The following is a 17968-nucleotide window of genomic DNA, read 5'->3' as shown; positions in this document are numbered from 1 at the left end:
CTCAGTGGCTGAAACGGCCATGTTCCGGTTCAAAACGCTTCTGGGTGGTCATCTAAGTCTGCGTGACTACGATGCTCAGGTGGGTGAAGCCATGGCGATGGTCAAAGCGCTTAACCGGATCACGCTTTTAGGAATGCCGAACAGTATTCGCATCACGTAACAATCGACCCGATGGGCCACAGTCGTTACAAGTTCTGATTTATTCAACAAAGCCGCGCAATAATCGTATTTTTAGGTGTTAGCAATCGGTTGCTTAGAGGAAACCTTACGCGTTCGACCAATGAAAATAAAGGGGATAGGTAGCACTTTTGCCACTGTAGACTAGCGGGAATGCCTATGGCGGAGTATAAAGTTCGCTAAAACGACGTGTTACTTTTCACGAGAGGACTTACTATGATCACCGGGAATATCCACCAGCTTGAATTGGTTCCTTATCTGCCTGCCAAACTGCGCGAAGCGATCGAGTACGTAAAAGCCAACATTACGGTCGATACTCCGCTGGGCAAGCACGATGTCGATGGCAACAACGTGTTTGTGCTGGTTTCCAATGACAGCACTGAAGCGTTTGAACAACGTCGCGCCGAATACCATGCCAAATATCTGGATATTCAGATTGTGCTCAACGGCGTTGAAGGTGTGACCTTCAGCAACCTGCCTGCGGGTACGCCTGACACGGACTGGTTGGCGGATAAAGACATCGCATTTTTGTCTGCCGGTGAGCAGGAAAAAACCTTTGTCATGCAACTGGGTGATTTTGTTGTCTTCTTCCCGGGCGAAGTGCACAAGCCGCTGTGTGCCGTGGGTGAACCTGCACGCGTGCGCAAAGCCGTCGTGAAGATCGACGCTTCACTGGTGCTGTAATCTTGCTACCGCGCGCGACGCCGAAGACGTTCGGTGCCGCGCACGGCGCGCCATCGGGATAATTGATCCTCCTTCATACATTCATCCATAATCACCTATACAGATATTAATATCGTCCCGTTCAGCGATGCAGCGGTTTGTGCTTATCGCGTAATGATGGGGAGCGCGGTTGTGCTGCCTCCTCGCTGACAGTTGATGATGGCCTCGCCGTGACTGCGCGCGCCCTAAGGAAGGAGTTAACATGGTTACGATACAGGATGTGGCGAAAAAGGCGGGCGTCTCTAAAGCGACGGTATCTCGCGTACTTAACGGCAAAAACGTGGTACGTGAAGATATGCGGCAGCGCGTGTTTCGCGCCATCGAGGAAACCGGATTCAGTCCAAACCTGCTTGCCCGCCAGTTAGCCACCCGCAAAACCAACTCGATTGGTTTGGTGATCACCAACTCTCTGTATCAGGCACCGTTTTTTTCGGAAATGACCTATCAGGCAGCGTCATGCAGTGAAAAGCATTAGCGCCAGTTGATTCTGGCGGATGGCAAAAACAGTGCGCAGGATGAGCGCAATGCCATCGGTATGCTGCTGGCACTGCGTTGCGAAGCCATTATTGTGTATCCCAAATTCTTATCGGCAGAGGAGTTGGAAACGCTGATCGAGCAGCACGAGACGCCGATCATCGTGATTAACCGTAAGCTACCCCATCACCAGAATCACGCGGTCTATATCGAGCACTACCACAGCAGCCAACTGATGACGCAATATCTGCTCGATCAGGGGCATACGCGCATCGCTTTTATTGCCGGGCTGCCCGGCTCCCCGTCTGGTGAACAGCGGCTTGCCGGATTCCTTGATACGCTGAAAGCGGCGGGTATCGCACATGATGAGGCGCTACGTCTGGAGGGGGACTGGACGCCTGAGAGCGGCTATCGCGCCGTCCAAACGCTGCTGGCGCGCAATGTGGACGTCACCTGTGTGCTAGCGGCCAATGACGATATGGCGATTGGTGCAGCGAAGGTGTTTCTCGATGCCGGAAAGAGGGTGCCGCAAGATATGTCGTTGGCGGGGTTCGATGACATGCTGATTGGGCGCTACTTTTCTCCCGCCTTAACCACGGTGCATGTGCCGATTGCTGCCATGATTCAGGATGCCATTGGTCGTTTGGTAGCTGCGTCACAAGGAGATGCCATGCCGACACCGCCTTGCCACCATCAAGGACGCTTGGTTATCCGAGAGTCCGTTGCCAGGCGCTGAGCATGGCGCGCAGCGCGACCTTTACTCTTGGCCGAGCGTGGCGACCATCACTGCTTTGATGGTGTGCATGCGGTTTTCTGCCTGATCGAACACAATGCTGTGCGCCGATTCAAACACCTCGTCGGTCACTTCCATGCCGCCGTGCAAACCATACTGCTCGGCCATCTGCTTGCCGATGGTGGTTTGATCGTCATGGAACGCGGGCAGGCAGTGCAAGAATTTCACCTGCGGGTTACCGGTGGCGGCGAGCATCGCCATATTGACCTGATAGGGTTTTAGCAGCGCAATCCGCTCCTGCCACACCTCTTTGGCCTCTCCCATGGAAACCCATACATCGGTGTAGATGAAATCCGCACCGGCCACGCCTGCGGCGATATCTTCTGTCAGCGTGATTTTTTCGCCAGTCAGCTCGGCAGCAGTACGGCATTCGGCCACCAGGTTGGCATCGGGCCAGCAGGCTTTGGGGGCGACCAGACGCAGATCCAAACCGGTCAACGCAGCGGCTTCCAGCATGGTATTACCCATGTTGTTGCACGCATCGCCTGCGTAGACCAGCGTCATGTCGTTGAAAGCGCGCTCAGGCAGATGCTCCTGCATGGTCAGTAAATCCGCCAGCAGCTGTGTGGGGTGGAATTCGTTGGTCAGCCCATTCCATACCGGTACACCGGCGTACTCCGCCAGCGTTTCCACCAGTGCCTGACCGTAACCACGGTATTGGATGCCATCATAAATTCTGCCCAGTACGCGGGCGGTATCCTTCATCGACTCTTTATGGCCGATCTGGCTGCCGCTCGGGCCGAGATATGTGACGCGTTCTCCCTGATCGTATGCAGCAACTTCGAAAGAGCAACGAGTGCGGGTCGAATCTTTTTCGAAGATGAGTGCGATATTTTTATTTTGCAGGTAGCGTTTTTCTGTGCAGTTCTTTTTGTCGACTTTCAGTTGGGCAGATAAGGTTAACAGTGCGCCGATCTCAGCCGGGGAAAAATCCATTAATCTTAAGAAATGACGCTGGTGAAACGAGTTCATTGTAGTTATCTCCATGTGGCTCAACGCTATTGGTTGAATTAAAATTCACTTTATATGTGTAATTATTCAATTTCAAGGGGTGACATCAAACTTTATGGTGGAGAGGGCATCGGGGGTGTGGGAGAATACGGAAATAACGTAGAGATTAACGAGGGACAGACACATGGCAAACCGCGATTTACTGGACGAACAACGGGAAGAAACGCGCCTGATCATCGAAGAACTGCTGGATGATGGTAGCGATCCGGACGCACCGTACACTATCGAACACCACTTTTCGGCGGAAAACTTCGACGCGTTGGAAAAGGTCGCTGTTGATGCCTTTAAAATGGGCTATGAAGTGACGGATGCGGAAGAGTTGGAAGTGGAAGAGGGCAAACTGCTGATGTGTTGCGATGCCATCAGCGAAGTAGCACTCAATGCTGAACTGATTGATGAGCAGGTCGAGCAGTTAATCGAACTGGCTGCACGTCACAACGTCAATTACGACGGGTGGGGCACCTACTTCGAAGATCCAGATGGTGAAGACGGCGAAGAAGGTGAAGACGACGATTTTTATGATGAGGACGATGACGGCAAACGTCATTAATGCCTCAGGGCATCACGGGCATGCCGAAGTGACCTTCGGCATGCTGTTTTAGAGTTGCTTGAGCATGGTGACTTCACAGTCTCCGTGGCCAGTGTTGCCCATCGCGTGCGGAATGTGTTCAAACCCCAGTTTGCGATACAGCGCAATCGCCTGCGCCAATGTGCTGGTGGTTTCCAGATAGCAGCGCCGGAATCCTTTCTGGCGGGCGAAATCGAGCGCTTGCAGCGCCAGTTGGCGCGCCAACCCTTTACCACGCAAGACTGGCAAAAAGTACATCTTTTGCAGTTCACACACGTCCGCTTCCCCCTCCTGTAAGGGAGCGATACCGCCTCCGCCGACCACTTCGCCGTCGTATTCAATGACCCAATAAGCGCTATTCGGCTGATTATACAACTGAAACAGGTTATCCAGGTTGGGGTCAGAAACGGTATATCCCTTATCTGCCGTCAGGCCAAATTCCGCAGACACACGACGGATCACTGCCGCAATGGCAGCATTGTCCTGTGCGGTAATGGGGCGCATCCGCAAAGAAAGGGAAAGGGCGATAGTCATGGTGCTTACTCTTACTGATAGGGGCTAATTACATTTTCTTACGCTGTAATAGCATTGAACGGGGTTTTTGTGCAATACCGGATTAACAGGCGTTGGCCACGCGCAGCCTCACCACGATTCAATCCCTTATGTTGATTTTTTGTCCGCTCATTTTTTCTTGTCTAATGGATTAGGTACAGTTATCGTACGGATATGGCCGTTTTGCACGTTATTTAATCATAACGTGATGATTATTAGCTGATTATGTAGGATGCGCCAGAAATTTACCTTATGACAATATGTTTTTGTTATTTAATGGTTAGTCTGCAATCTATATTGGGATGTGACCTGGGACACATTATTATTGAAATCCATTTACCCTTATGGATGACGAGTAGTATGGCCCATCGCATGTTGTCAGGCTGGATTAGCCTGTTTTTACTGTTTTTATCTCCTCTCGCTTACGCACAACCCTTGCAGCCTCAGGAAGGCGACTGGCGGCCTGCCGAGTTCCGTTTTCATACCGGTGAAACGCGTAGCGACCTCCGTCTGCACTATTACACGTTGGGTGACCGCAGTAAGCCTGCGGTGCTGTTGCTGCACGGCACCAACCAGCCGGTGAGCGCACTGCTGGCGAACGGATTTGGCGGCAAGCTGTTTGGGCCGGGCCAACCGCTGGATGTGACGAAACACTTTATTATCATTCCCGAAAGTATCGGATCGGGAAAATCCTCCAAACCTTCTGACGGTTTGCGCACGCAATTTCCGCAATATAACTACGATGATATGGTGCTGGCACAATATCGACTGGTGAAGGAAGCGTTTTGTATCAAACAATTGCGTCTGGTTATGGGCTACTCCATGGGGGGAATGCACACCTGGCTGTGGGGGCAAAAATACCCGGACATGATGGATGCGCTGGTGCCGATGGCATCACAACCGAATGCGCTGTCAGGTCGTAACTGGATGCTGCGCCGCATGTTGATCGAATCCATCAAACGCGATCCGGCCTGGAAAAACGGTGATTATCAGACTCAGCCACCGGCATTGCAGACCGCCAATATCATGTTCAGTATCGCCACAACGGGCGGCACCCTCGCTTACCAGAGTAAAGCACCAACGCGTGAGCTGGCGGATAAGATGGTGGATGCGCGATTGGCGGCTCCTGTGACCAGTGATGCCAATGACTTCATCTATATCTGGAATTCCTCTGCGGATTACAACGCGATGCCCGGTTTGGAACGCATCAAGGCACCAATGCTGGTGATTAACTCTGCATGATGAACGTAATCCGGTGGAAATTGGATCGCTGGAACCGGCGTTGAAGAAGGTCAAACAGGCATCACTGTTCTTGATTCCGGCTAGTGCGGAAACCAGTGGCCACGGAACCATGATGTCCGCCCGTTTCTATCGCACTGCGCTGGGTGAATTCCTGGCGAAAGTCTCTTCCCATAAATAACTGCGGTTTTTCTTCCGAGCAGGCGCCTCCACGATGAAGCGTCTGTCTGGCTTGCTCTTGATGACCAATCACTAGGGACGATGTATGTTTCGTAAGATAAAGATCCGCACGACGCTCAGCATCATGGTCTTATCGTTGACAGCGCTGTTGCTGTTTGTCGGAATGCTGGGGCTGTTTGCTGCCCAATCAGGGAATCACTCCTTCGCCAGAGTGGATAAAGAGGTGTTGCCCGGCCTGGTCGCATTGAATGAAAGTTCGGAATTACTGCTGCGCGCGCGTCTCGATCTGCGCTTGTATGAATCGCTGATGAGCAACGGTTCGCAGGATGCGGCAACGGTGGCATTAAAACGCGCCAAAGGGAAAATCGACGGTGCCAATGAAAAATGGCAGGAGTATTTGACCTATCCGCAGGCGGAGCAAGAGAAAGCGATTTTCGCCGAGATGGCCAGCAAGCGTGAAACCTTGATGACCACCTTTATCACCCCGGCGCTTGCCGCGCTGGAAGCGGGAAATCTGGATGAATATCGCCAGCGCGCGTGTAAATCCACCACACTCTATGCCGATTTTGATGCCGCTTCCAAGAAACTGGTGCAGTTTAAGCGTCAGAACATCGACGATGCCTACATCGCCTCCAACGCCAGCATTAACCGCATGGAGATTATGCTGACGGTAGCGATTACGCTGGTGCTGGTATTGGCGCTGCTCTCCTGGCTGGTGATGACGCAGCTGGTCGTCAAACCATTGAATCAGGCCATTGGCGTATTCGATCGCATTGCACAAGGCGATCTGCGCGCTCGTTTTGAAATGCAGGGCAAAAATGAGATCGCGCAGCTGTTTGGTGCCGCGCAGCGTATGCGTGACGGGTTGGAGAATATGGTGCGCGTGGTGCGCTGGCACTGCTGTATATTTTGCTGTTGTTTGCACCTTTGGTCGGGTTGGCGGTATTGCTGGTGTTTACCGCGCTGCTGCCGATGCTGATTATTCGGAACTGGCGCTATAACGCCATTATGACCAGTTATCGCGGCGTGCGTTTTAACTATTTGGACAGCGTAAAACGTGGCTATTGGACGTTTTTGGCGGTTCCGTTATTAATGGTAGCGGTGCTGGTGCTGTTAATGACCACTGTCGGCAGTTTTTCTTCCTTTATCAGCAATGCGACCCCGCTAATTGTGGTTGCACTGCTTTACATCCCCGCGTTGATTGCGCTGGGTGGCGTGATGAAGTATATGATTGCCGATCTTTATGTGAATAACCTGCGGTTTGGCACCGCGGCATTTAATGCAGCAATCAGTAAAGCGACATTTATTAAAATTGCTTTTTGCAGCCTGCTGGCTTTTCTTCCCTTCCTGATATGGACGCTGTGGTTTTCAGGGGCTGTACTGCTTTCAGTCATGGAATATGTACAAACGGGTGGACATATCACGCATCGCGTGGACTACACGTCACCCTATGAAGGCATCTTCAAACTGATCGCGGCGTATGTGTCGTTGATTATTGGCGGTTTGGTTGCCAAGTGCTATATCGTGGTGGCGGAACGCAACTATTATCTTTGGTAATACCACGCTCAGTGACAATGTGCAGGCGCACAGTGATACCGCGCGTTCGGCGGTGGCGGAAGAGGCTATCAGCGCGCTGGATCTTAACGTGGGCATCTAAGGCGACCTGATGATTATCGAGGGATACTATCAGTATCCGGGGCGTGCCGCACAGGAGGCGGCACGCGTGACGCTTGGCGAGCTGGATGCCTCTGTTGGTACTGGCGCGCCACGACGCGGCTTCACAGGCGTTTATGCTAGCACACGTTGAGGTCTCGCAAGCGTTAGGGTCGATACCGCTGACGTTGACCTTCCCTGATGGCGGGCGCTTTCGTCCTGCTGATGATGCCGTGTTTCGTGCCTGGGTTGCGCAGCATAAGTCTCCTGGCCTGGTGTATCGGCTGGAGAAGTACAAACGGGGCGCGCTGTTTGCCCTGCTGGCGACGGTGTTGGTGGAGCTGAGCTATGTGTATGTGGTTCTGCCCTGGCTGAGTGCCACAGTCGCGTTGCATATCCCCACCGCCGTGGAGCAGCAGCTCGGTGAGCATACGCTTGCTTTGCTGGAGCGAACCGAGCTAGCGCCTTCAACCCTTCCTGAAGCGCGGCAGCAAGCGTTGCAGCGCTTGTTTGAGCAGGCGCAACCGCCGGAAATGCGTCAGGCGCGCACCCCGCTGCGCCTGCGCCTGATGAGTGCGCCGGGCATTGGCCCAAATGCGTTTATGCTGGCAGATGGCACGCTGATCGTCAGCGATGAGCTGGTTAAGCTGTCGCGCCACGATGATGGTCTGGTTGCTGTGATGCTGCATGAAATGGGGCACCATGCTTACCGTCACCCAATGCGCATGCTGGTGCGTTCCTCATTGGTATCATTGACGTTTATGTGGATCACCAGTGATGTCAGCGGCGTGGGGGATACCCTGCTACAGTCCGCAGCCTTCGTGAATGAGCTGCAATTCTCTCGTGACATGGAGCGTGAAGCCGATGCGTGGGCGATAGCGGAAATGCAGCGGCAGGGGCGTTCGCTTCAGGCGATGCAGGACATCTATCAGCAATTGATGGCGGCATCAGAAAAAGAGCATCACATTGGGCGCGTTATGCCGGATTGGCTCAGTACTCACCCTGATATGCAACAGCGTCTTGACGCCATCAAGGCACAAGACCCCTCTGTCATCCTCGGCGAAAGCCGGGGATCTCTGTGAGAATAAACGCGTTTCTTCGGCAAGAGATTCCCGCCTTCGCGGGAATGACGGTGGGAGTAGGGCCGTTTGTCAGCAACCTCAAGCCCGGACTTGGCGGTCCGGGCTTTTTATTCGCACAAGATACTTATGGATTACAACGCAGCAATGGTGGCCTGCTGTTCCAACAGTTTGGCTTTCGCTACCGCATAGCCGTCACGTTTTTCACGCTCTTTGGCAATAACCGCCTCCGGTGCGCGCGCAACAAAGCCTTCATTGGAGAGCTTGCTGTCGATGCGGTTGATTTCCGCTTCAACCTTGGCAACTTCCTTGGCTAAACGCTCCAACTCTGCGTCTTTGTCGACCAGATCCAGCATCGGGATCAGCAACTCCGCGCCGTCCAGCAGGGAAGTGACCGCCACCGGACCTTTTTCACCGGCAGGCAGCAGTTGAACGCTTGCCAGACGCGCCAGGGTTTGGATAAAGCTGCGGTTCGCTTCCACGCGACGTTGCGTTTCCGGCGTTGCATCACGCAACAGCACATCGAGCGGTTTGCCCGGCGCGATGTTCATCTCGGCGCGAATATTACGCACGGCGGTGATCGCCTGCTTGATCCATTCCAGATCGGCCAGCGCCTGCGCATCTTCTGCGGCGGCATCATAGGTCGGGAACGGTTGCAGCATGATGGTATCGCCGGTAACACCTTTCAGTACTTTGACCTGCTGCCAGATGGTTTCGGTAATGAACGGAATGATCGGGTGCGCCAGACGCAGCAGCGCTTCCAACACGGTAACCAGCGTGTTGCGCGTGCCGCGCAGCTCCGCCTCGCTGCCACCGTTTATCACCGGTTTAGCCAGCTCCAGATACCAGTCGCAGAACTGGTTCCAGGTGAACTCATACAGGATACCGGCGGCAATATCGAAGCGGTAACCGTCCAGCGCGTCGCGGAAGGCTTTCACTGTGCGGTTGAATTCTGCCAGAATCCAGCGATCGGCCAGTGACAGCACTTTCTCACCGCCGTTAAAACCGCAATCTTGCCCTTCGGTGTTCATCAGCACAAAACGGCTGGCGTTCCACAGCTTGTTACAGAAGTTGCGGTAACCTTCCAGACGCTTCATGTCCCAGTTGATATCACGACCGGTCGATGCCAGTGCCGCCAGCGTGAAGCGCAGGGCATCCGTACCGTGCGGTTCGATACCGTTCGGGAACTGTTTCTCGGTGCGCTTGCGGATTTTCTCCGCCAACTGCGGCTGCATCATATTGCCGGTGCGTTTTTCCAGCAGCGCCTCAAGTGAGATGCCGTCTACCATATCCAGCGGGTCGATCACGTTCCCTTTGGACTTGGACATCTTCTGCCCTTCTTCATCGCGGATAAGCCCGGTCATGTAGACGGTATGGAACGGCACCTGCGGCTTGCCTTCGTCATCTTTCACGAAGTGCATGGTCAGCATGATCATGCGCGCAATCCAGAAGAAGATGATGTCGAAGCCGCTCACTATCACGCTGCTCGGATGGAACGCTTTCAGCTCCGGCGTCTGTTCCGGCCAGCAGAGGGTGGAGAAGGTCCACAGCCCGGAGGAGAACCAGGTGTCCAGCACGTCTTCATCCTGGCGCAGTTCAACCGTGTCGGCGAGCTGATAGTCGCGGCGCACTTCCGCTTCATCACGGCCTACGTAAACCTTGCCACTGTTGTCGTACCATGCAGGAATACGGTGGCCCCACCATAATTGGCGCGAGATACACCAGTCCTGAATGTCACGCATCCAGCTAAAATACATATTCTCGTACTGCTTCGGCACAAACTGGATACGGCTATCTTCCACCGCTTCCACCGCCGGTTTCGCCAGTGCGCCTGCGCGCACGTACCACTGGTCGGTCAGCATCGGTTCGATGACCACGCCGCCGCGATCGCCGTAGGGCACAGTCAGATCGTGCGGTTTGATCTCATCGAGCAAGCCCAGCTCATCGAGCTTGGCAACCACCGCTTTACGAGCGGCAAAACGCTCGACACCACGCAGGAAATCAGAAATGTCGTTACTGTATACCGTGCTGGCTTCGCCTTTGGTATCAAACACTTCGGCTTCCTGACGGATGTCACCATCGAACGTCAGGATATTGATCATTGGCAACTGGTGACGTTTACCGACTTCATAGTCGTTAAAATCGTGCGCCGGAGTGATCTTCACGCAGCCGGTGCCTTTTTCCATGTCTGCGTGTTCATCAGCGACGATCGGAATACGACGATTCACCAGCGGCAGGATCAGGAACTTGCCGATCAGATCTTTGTAACGCGGATCTTCCGGATTGACCGCAACACCGGTATCCCCCAGCACGGTTTCCGGACGCGTGGTGGCGACCACCAGATAGTCTTTGCCATCAGCGGTTTTTGCGCCATCGGCCAGCGGGTAGCGCAAGTGCCACATTGAGCCTTTGCTCTCGCGGTTTTCCACTTCCAGATCGGAGATGGCGGTGCGCAGTTTCGGGTCCCAGTTCACTAGGCGCTTGCCACGGTAGATCAGGTCTTCCTTATACAGACGAACGAATACCTCTTTCACCGCGTTGGACAGGCCTTCATCCATGGTGAAGCGCTCGCGCTCCCAGTCCACCGAGTTGCCCAGACGACGCATTTGGCGGGTGATGGTGCCGCCGGACTCTGCTTTCCATTGCCAGATTTTTTCGATAAAGGCATCGCGACCATAATCGTGGCGCGTTTTGCCCTCTTCGGCGGCGATTTTACGCTCAACCACCATCTGCGTGGCGATGCCTGCGTGGTCAGTACCCGCCTGCCACAGCGTGTTTTTCCCTTGCATACGCTGATAGCGAATCAGGGTATCCATAATGGTTTGCTGGAACGCATGGCCCATATGCAAGCTGCCGGTGACATTCGGCGGCGGGATCATGATGCTGAAGCTTTCCTGGCTCGTGTCACCGTTTGGCTTAAAGTAGCCTTGCTGTTCCCAGCGCTCATAGAGCGGCTGTTCGATATCTTTCGGGTTATATTTGGTATCCATTATGTCTACTATTCAGTGCGTTGGCGGCGTCGCCGTAGTCAATTGAAAGCCGACGCTGCGATACGCTTTGTAGCGATCGCGCGCCAACGGTTTCAGGGATTCTTCATGAGGGACAAAGTCTATCACTTCATGGAAAGCGGTGGCAAAATCTGCGAACTGCGGCAGGAGGCTGATCAGCACATCGCGTGAGGTGCTGCCCCGGCGCTGAGGCCAGGCCAGCTCGACGGGCGCGCCCTGTCGCGGGCCTTCGCCAGAAAGGTTATGCGGCACAAAGGCGCTGGCGTCGCGCTGCCACAGCGCATCGTCCAGTCGCAACGCTTGCTGCTCGTCTTCACAGGCGATAAGCACCCGCTGCCCGCTGCGCCAACGTTCCGCCGCCAGCTCGCAGGCCAGCGCCTCACAGGCGCTAAGCCCATCGACATCGTCACTGTGTTCGAGAAGGTAGAACGTTGCGTTTTTCATTGTTTACTGTAGGTGAGGGGGCGGTATAAACCGGCCCTGGGTTGCTGACAATGTCTGTTCTGTGAGCCATTCCTACAAACTTATTCTCATTCTCGCGAACTTACCGTCATTCCCGCGTAGGCGGGAATCCCTCATAGAGGAAACACGTGCTTCCTGTAAGAGGTCCCCGGCTTTTGCCGATGACGACAGAGAACGGCCTCTTTTTATTCTACGTCATTTAACCCGGCGCGATTAAGCAGGAACTGCGACAACATGGCCACCGGACGGCCCGTTGCCCCTTTGGCCTTACCGGAACGCCAGGCTGTGCCCGCGATATCCAGATGCGCCCAGTTGTATTTGCGGGTAAAGCGCGACAGGAAGCATGCGGCGGTAATGGCACCGCCCGGACGCCCGCCGATGTTCGCCATATCGGCGAAGTTCGACTCCAACTGCTCCTGAAACTCATCTCCCATCGGCAAGCGCCAAGAGCGGTCGCCCGCTTGCTCTGATGCTCCGAGCAGTTCGTGCGCCAGCGGGTTATGGTTCGACATCAACCCGGTAAGGTGATGACCAAGCGCGATCACACAGGCACCGGTCAGGGTGGCGATATCAATCACCAGCTCCGGCTCGTAGCGTTCCACATAGGTCAGCGCATCGCACAGCACCAAACGGCCTTCGGCATCGGTATTCAGCACTTCAACCGTTTGACCCGACATGGTGGTTAACACATCGCCCGGACGATAGGCGCGGCCATCAACCATGTTTTCACAGCCGGCCAACACTCCGACAATATTCAGCGGCAGCGCCAGCTCGGCGGCCATGCGCATCACGCCGTATACCGTCGCGGCACCGCACATGTCGTATTTCATTTCATCCATGCTGTCGGCGGGCTTGATCGAGATACCACCGGAGTCAAAGGTCAGGCCTTTGCCAACCAGCACGATAGGGCGATTTTCCGGATTCGGGTCGCCTTTGTACTCAATCACCGACATCAGCGATTCATTTTGCGAGCCTTGTCCAACGGCCAGATAGGCGTTCATGCCCAGCTCTTTCATCTGCTGTTCGCCAATCACACGCGTCACGATGTTCGGGCTGTAGGTGTCCGCCAGTTGACGTGCCTGGGAGGCCAGATAGCCCGCGTTACAGATATTCGGCGGCATGTTGCCGAGATCTTTCGCGGCCTTGATACCTGCGGCAATGGCGAGTCCGTGCTGGATGGCGCGCTCGCCGCTGGTGAGTTCACGGCGCGTTGGCACATTGAACACCAGTTTGCGCAACGGACGGCGCAGTTCAACCTTGTTGCTTTTCAACTGATCGAAGGTGTAGAGCGTCTCTTTTGCTGTCTCCACCGCCTGACGCACTTTCCAGTAGGTGTTGCGTCCTTTGACATGCAGCTCGGTCAGGAAGCAAACGGCTTCCATTGAGCCGGTGTCATTCAGCGCATTGATGGTTTTTTGGATGATTTGCTTGTATTGACGCTCATCCAGTTCACGCTCTTTCCCGCAGCCAATCAGCAGAATACGTTCTGACAGAATGTTCGGCACGTAGTGCAACAGCAGGGATTGCCCCACTTTGCCTTCCAACTCGCCGCGGCGCAGGAGTGCGCTGATATAACCGTCGCTGATTTTGTCCAATTGTTCGGCAATAGGGGACAGGCGGCGAGGTTCAAACACGCCGACGACAATGCAGGCACTGCGTTGTTTTTCCGGGCTACCGCTTTTTACACTGAACTCCATGTACTCTCCTGAATCTTAAAGACAAAGACGGGGCCAATGGCTAGAATGTGACACTCCGTAATACTTTCCCGCCGTTACACTTACCTAACCTGTGTTAATCTTAACGGCGCGGCGAATCTGTTTTGGTGATGATAAGCAGGTTCTGATACAACGCCGGGTGCGCGGTATGCTGTAATGCATCATAGCGACAAAGGTTGCCACAAATGCGTATAAATGGCGAGTTAGCGATGAAATTATCGACTTTCCTGCAAAAAGACAAGTTTTCACAGGTTTAATTAAGCGTGATCATCATTCGATATCTGGTACGGGAAACCTTTAAGAGCCAACTGGCCATCCTGTTTATTCTGTTACTGATCTTCTTTTGTCAGAAGCTGGTGCGGATATTGGGTGCGGCGGTTGATGGTGAAATCCCGACAAACTTAGTGCTCTCCCTGCTGGGGCTGGGCGTGCCTGAAATGGCGCAGCTCATTCTGCCCTTGAGCCTGTTTTTAGGGCTGCTGATGACGTTCAGCTGCATGTATACCGAGAGCGAAATCACCGTAATGTATGCCTGTGGACTGGGCAAAACGGTGTTGCTCAAGGCTGCCTTTATTCTGGCGGTGATGACCGGTGCGATGGCGATGATCAATGCGCTGTGGGTCAGTCCGTGGTCTTCGCGCCATCAGGATATCGTGATGGCAGAAGCCAAGGCCAACCCGAGCGTCGCGGCTCTGGTGGAAGGGCAGTTTCAATCGGCGCAGGGCGGCAATGCCGTGCTGTTTGTCGGCGATGTCAAAGGGCAGGAATTTGAGCATGTGTTTCTGGCTCAGTTGCGCCCGAGCGGCAATGCGCGTCCTTCGGTGGTGATTGCCGACCGTGGGCGTGTGGACGTTGACCAAAACGGCGCACAGGTGGTGACGCTCAACAAGGGCTCCCGCTACGAAGGCATCGCGATGCTGAGGGATTTCCGTATCACGGATTTCACCAACTATCAGGCAGTTATCGGGCACCAGAATGTGTCGCTCCAGAACACTGGCGTAGAACAGATGACGATGAGCCAACTGTGGCAGTCGGATGAGAATGCCGCGCGTGCCGAGTTTCATTGGCGCATTACGCTGGTGCTTTCGGTGCTGATCATGGCGATTATTGTGGTGCCGCTTAGTGCGGTAAACCCACGCCAAGGGCGCGTGCTGAGCATGTTGCCCGCGATGCTGCTTTATCTGATTTTCTTCCTGTTGCAAAGTTCACTGCGTTCCAATGCCAGCAAGGGGAAAATTGACCCGATGGTGTGGATCTGGCTGACCAATCTGGCCTATATCGGGATTTCGTTGCTGCTCAATGTCTGGGACAGCGTGCCCCTGCGCCGGTTGCGCGCGCGGGTGAAAGTACAAGGAGCAGCCTGATGTTTGGCGTACTGGATCGCTATATCGGCAAAACTATCTTTAACACCATCATGATGACGCTGTTCATGCTGGTTTCTCTCTCGGGCATCATCAAGTTTGTCGATCAGTTGCGCAAAGTAGGGCGCGGCGACTATACCGCACTGGGCGCGGGCCTCTATACCCTGCTGAGCGTGCCAAAAGATATTGAAATCTTTTTCCCGATGGCGGCGCTGCTCGGTGCGCTGCTGGGGCTGGGGACGCTGGCGACACGCAGCGAACTGGTGGTCATGCAGGCCTCTGGTTTTACCCGCTTACAGATTGCCGGCGCGGTGATGAAAACCGCTATCCCGTTGGTGTTGCTTACCATGGCGATTGGCGAATGGATTTCACCTGCCGGTGAACAGATGGCGCGCAACTACCGCTCGCAGATGATGTACGGCGGCTCGATGCTTTCGACCCAGAACGGGCTGTGGGCGAAAGACGGCAACGACTTTATCTATATTGAACGCGTGGTGGGGGATAAAGAGCTGGCGGGCGTGAATATCTACCAGTTCGACCCGGAACAAAAACTGCTCTCCGTGCGCTACGCTGCCTCTGCGGAATTTGATGACGATGCCAAGCTGTGGCAACTCTCTCAGGTTGATGAATCTAACCTGCGCGATGGCAAACAGATTTCGGGCAGCCAGACCATCAGCGGAGAGTGGAAAACCACCCTGACACCGGACAAACTCGGCGTGGTGGCGCTGGACCCGGATGCGCTCTCGATTCGCGGCCTGTACGATTACATCAACTACCTGAAGCAGAGCGGGCAGGAAGCGGGCCGTTACAAGCTCAACATGTGGAACAAGACGTTCGCCCCGCTTTCGGTAGCGGTGATGATGCTGATGGCGCTCTCCTTTATCTTTGGGCCACTGCGCAATGTGCCTGCGGGCGTGCGTATCGTCACCGGTATCAGCTTTGGCTTCCTGTTTTACGTGCTGGACAAGGTATTTGGTCAGCTCAGCCTGGTGTATGGCTTACCACCGGTGCTGGGTGCGCTGGTGCCGAGCCTGCTGTTTATGGTTATCAGTCTGCTGCTGCTGTTAAAACGACGCTGAGTGCATCCGGCACGTCACCGCGTGCCGGGAAAATGCGCAAAAAAGTGTGCTGGCGCTGTTTTTTTCAGCATTCAACGCGCCAGAGTGCGGAATAGTGTTGTGTCATCAATCTCAAACGGTATAATGCACCTCGTTTTCCGCATACTACTTCAGTGCCGAAGTGGCGAAATCGGTAGACGCAGTTGATTCAAAATCAACCGTTGAAAGACGTGCCGGTTCGAGTCCGGCCTTCGGCACCATTAGTATGAAAATCAAGTCACCTTCGGGTGGCTTTTTTTGTGCTTAAAATCCAGTATCCGCAAGGTTTTCCTCGCTTTTTCACTCAACCTAAGTCAACCTGATTCAATCTACATCAACTTACTGATGCGGGTACAACTGCGGGTATATCCTGGTTCGATAATGTTTATACCCGTACTGAACTCTTGAAAGGATACTCATCATGGCTCTGAGTGATGTGAAGGATCGTTTGGCTAGGTCTGAAGCAAAAACCTATAAGCTGACTGACGGCGAAGGCATGGTTTTGCTGGTTCACCCTAACGGCTCATAATACTGACGGCTACGTTATCGCTTTGGCGGTAAAGAGAAGATGTTGGCGTTGGGGAAATACCCCGAAGTTTCGTTGGTGGCTGCCAGGGGAAGGCGTGATGAAGCACGGTAAGCTGTTATCTAACGGCGCCGATCCCAGTGAAAACAAGAAAGCGGTTAAGGTAGAACAAGAGCAGGAAGCGATAACGTTTGAAGTGGTCGCCAGAGACTGGCACGCCAGCAATCCAAAGTGGTCTGCATCGCATAGTGCCCGTGCCTTTAAAAGCCTGGAAGATAATCTCTTTGCTGCCATCGGTAAGCGGAACATTGCGGAACAGAAGACGTGAGGTCTGCTTGTATCCATCAAAGCAGTAGAGTTATCAGGGCGTCTAGACGTTGCTGCTCGTTTACGACAACGCACTACCGCGATTATGCGTTTTGCCGTGCAGAGCGGCTTAATTGACTACAGCCCCGCGCAAGAGATCGCCGGTGCGGTTGCTACGGGGAAAAGACAGCATCGTGCTGCTCTGGAGTTTAACCGCATACCTAAATTACTTCATCGTATTGATAACTATTCTGAAAGACCATTAACTCGATTGGCTGTCGAACTTACCTTGTTGGTTTTCATCCGTTTAAGCGAACTGCGTTTTGCCCGCTGGCCAGAAGTGGATTTTGAAACGGCTATGTGGACTATTCTAGGAGAGCGTGAGCCACTGGAAGGTGTTAAACATTCTCAACGTGGTTCGAAGATGCGGAAACCTCATCTTGTTCCCTTATCGCATCAGGCCTTAGCTATTTTGGAAAAGATCAAAAGCATGAATGGGAACCGTGACCTGATCTTCGTTGGCGATCACGATCCGCTAAAGCCCATTAGTGAAAACACGGTGAATAAAGCTTTACGAGTGATGAGCTATGATACGAAAATGGAAGTATGTGGACATGGTTTCGGGACAATGGAGTGTAGTTTTTTGATTGAATCGGGATTGTGGTCGAGGGATGCGGTGGAGTGACAGATGAGCCATCAAGAACGTAGCTCTATGAGGGCGGCTTATATTCATAAGGCTGAGAATCTCGGAGAGTGAAGGTTGATGTTGCAGTGGTGGGTGGTGGGCGAATTATCTGGATGCGAATCGGGAGAAGCAGATTTCACCATTTGATTATTCTAAGATTTACAATCAGTCTTTTTACGATTGATAAATATAAATTATTAAGAGAACCCAAGTCAAAATTTATAGAGATTAGTGTAAATCCGTCATTCCGCACCTACTTTAAGAATAAATTCGACGGTATCGCTCGCCGAGAACATCAACGATGGTCTTGTGAACAGAATTGAGGTTGGATACTTGTGGTGGTCTGTCACCAATACTGA

General features: G+C 53.6%; 10 protein-coding genes, 1 tRNA gene and 6 pseudogenes. 12 read left to right on the top strand and 5 right to left on the bottom strand.

The features are described 5' to 3' along the window. The 3 genes and pseudogenes from ACTBDZ_RS07315 to ACTBDZ_RS07305 form a co-directional block, all read left to right on the top strand. Positions 1-160 (top strand): annotated as a pseudogene (locus ACTBDZ_RS07315) (IS5/IS1182 family transposase); the annotation flags it as partial. Positions 161-393: 233 nt separating this feature from the next. Further along, on the top strand, positions 394-861 hold the full coding sequence (locus tag ACTBDZ_RS07310) for a YhcH/YjgK/YiaL family protein (RefSeq protein WP_438814825.1): 468 nt from the start codon (positions 394-396) through the stop codon (positions 859-861). A gap of 241 nt (positions 862-1102) precedes the next feature. Beyond that, positions 1103-2110, top strand: a pseudogene (locus ACTBDZ_RS07305) (LacI family DNA-binding transcriptional regulator). 21 nt (positions 2111-2131) lie between these two features. On the opposite strand, the gene argF reads toward ACTBDZ_RS07305, so the two are convergent. Continuing rightward, a complete protein-coding gene (gene argF, locus ACTBDZ_RS07300; protein ID WP_438814824.1) occupies positions 2132-3139 on the bottom strand; it encodes an ornithine carbamoyltransferase in 1008 nt (335 codons plus the stop codon). 163 nt (positions 3140-3302) lie between these two features. On the opposite strand from argF, the gene rraB reads away from it, so the two are divergent. Then, a complete protein-coding gene (rraB, locus tag ACTBDZ_RS07295) occupies positions 3303-3728 on the top strand; it encodes a ribonuclease E inhibitor RraB (RefSeq protein ID WP_438814823.1) in 426 nt (141 codons plus the stop codon). Positions 3729-3776: 48 nt separating this feature from the next. Here rraB and ACTBDZ_RS07290 read toward each other — a convergent pair whose 3' ends face one another. After that, on the bottom strand, positions 3777-4280 hold the full coding sequence (locus ACTBDZ_RS07290; protein WP_438814822.1) for a GNAT family N-acetyltransferase: 504 nt from the start codon (positions 4278-4280) through the stop codon (positions 3777-3779). Positions 4281-4658: 378 nt separating this feature from the next. On the opposite strand from ACTBDZ_RS07290, the pseudogene ACTBDZ_RS07285 reads away from it, so the two are divergent. From ACTBDZ_RS07285 to ACTBDZ_RS07270, 4 genes and pseudogenes are all read left to right on the top strand, one after another. Continuing rightward, a pseudogene (locus ACTBDZ_RS07285) lies at positions 4659-5718 on the top strand (alpha/beta fold hydrolase). Positions 5719-5802: 84 nt separating this feature from the next. After that, positions 5803-6609, top strand: a pseudogene (locus tag ACTBDZ_RS07280) (Tar ligand binding domain-containing protein); the annotation flags it as partial. 17 nt (positions 6610-6626) lie between these two features. Continuing rightward, on the top strand, positions 6627-7274 hold the full coding sequence (locus ACTBDZ_RS07275) for a DUF898 family protein (protein WP_438814821.1): 648 nt from the start codon (positions 6627-6629) through the stop codon (positions 7272-7274). Between the two features lie 109 nt (positions 7275-7383). Beyond that, positions 7384-8452: pseudogene (locus tag ACTBDZ_RS07270) on the top strand (M48 family metallopeptidase). Between the two features lie 131 nt (positions 8453-8583). Here the strand turns inward: ACTBDZ_RS07270 and ACTBDZ_RS07265 are convergent. The 3 genes from ACTBDZ_RS07265 to pepA all read right to left on the bottom strand — a co-directional run bounded on the left by ACTBDZ_RS07265 (position 8584) and on the right by pepA (position 13616). Further along, positions 8584-11439 carry a valine--tRNA ligase gene (locus ACTBDZ_RS07265; RefSeq protein ID WP_438814820.1) on the bottom strand — a complete coding sequence of 952 codons (2856 nt, stop codon included), beginning with the start codon at positions 11437-11439 and terminating at the stop codon, positions 8584-8586. Positions 11440-11451: 12 nt separating this feature from the next. After that, positions 11452-11901, bottom strand: coding sequence for a DNA polymerase III subunit chi (locus tag ACTBDZ_RS07260; protein WP_438814819.1), 450 nt, complete (start codon positions 11899-11901; stop codon positions 11452-11454). A 203-nt stretch (positions 11902-12104) separates the two neighbouring features. After that, complete coding sequence (gene pepA, locus ACTBDZ_RS07255; protein WP_438814818.1) at positions 12105-13616, bottom strand: leucyl aminopeptidase; 1512 nt, start codon at positions 13614-13616, stop codon at positions 12105-12107. A 281-nt stretch (positions 13617-13897) separates the two neighbouring features. On the opposite strand from pepA, the gene lptF reads away from it, so the two are divergent. The 4 genes and pseudogenes from lptF to ACTBDZ_RS07235 all read left to right on the top strand — a co-directional run bounded on the left by lptF (position 13898) and on the right by ACTBDZ_RS07235 (position 17793). Then, the gene (gene lptF / locus ACTBDZ_RS07250; RefSeq protein ID WP_438814817.1) at positions 13898-14998 is read left to right on the top strand and encodes an LPS export ABC transporter permease LptF; all 1101 of its coding nucleotides are present in this window, start codon (positions 13898-13900) and stop codon (positions 14996-14998) included. Further along, on the top strand, positions 14998-16074 hold the full coding sequence (gene lptG / locus ACTBDZ_RS07245; protein ID WP_264643916.1) for an LPS export ABC transporter permease LptG: 1077 nt from the start codon (positions 14998-15000) through the stop codon (positions 16072-16074). Before lptF ends, lptG begins: the two co-directional genes overlap by 1 nt. Before the next feature lie 154 nt (positions 16075-16228). Beyond that, positions 16229-16313, top strand: a tRNA-Leu gene (locus ACTBDZ_RS07240). 200 nt (positions 16314-16513) lie between these two features. After that, a pseudogene (locus ACTBDZ_RS07235) lies at positions 16514-17793 on the top strand (tyrosine-type recombinase/integrase). Positions 17794-17968: the final 175 nt, after the last annotated feature.

This window comes from Symbiopectobacterium sp. (genome assembly GCF_051710365.1).
In the GTDB taxonomy this organism is placed as follows: Bacteria; Pseudomonadota; Gammaproteobacteria; order Enterobacterales; family Enterobacteriaceae; genus Symbiopectobacterium.
Note: the sequence above shows the minus strand (reverse complement) of the source record. Positions and strands in the feature narration are given on the sequence as shown.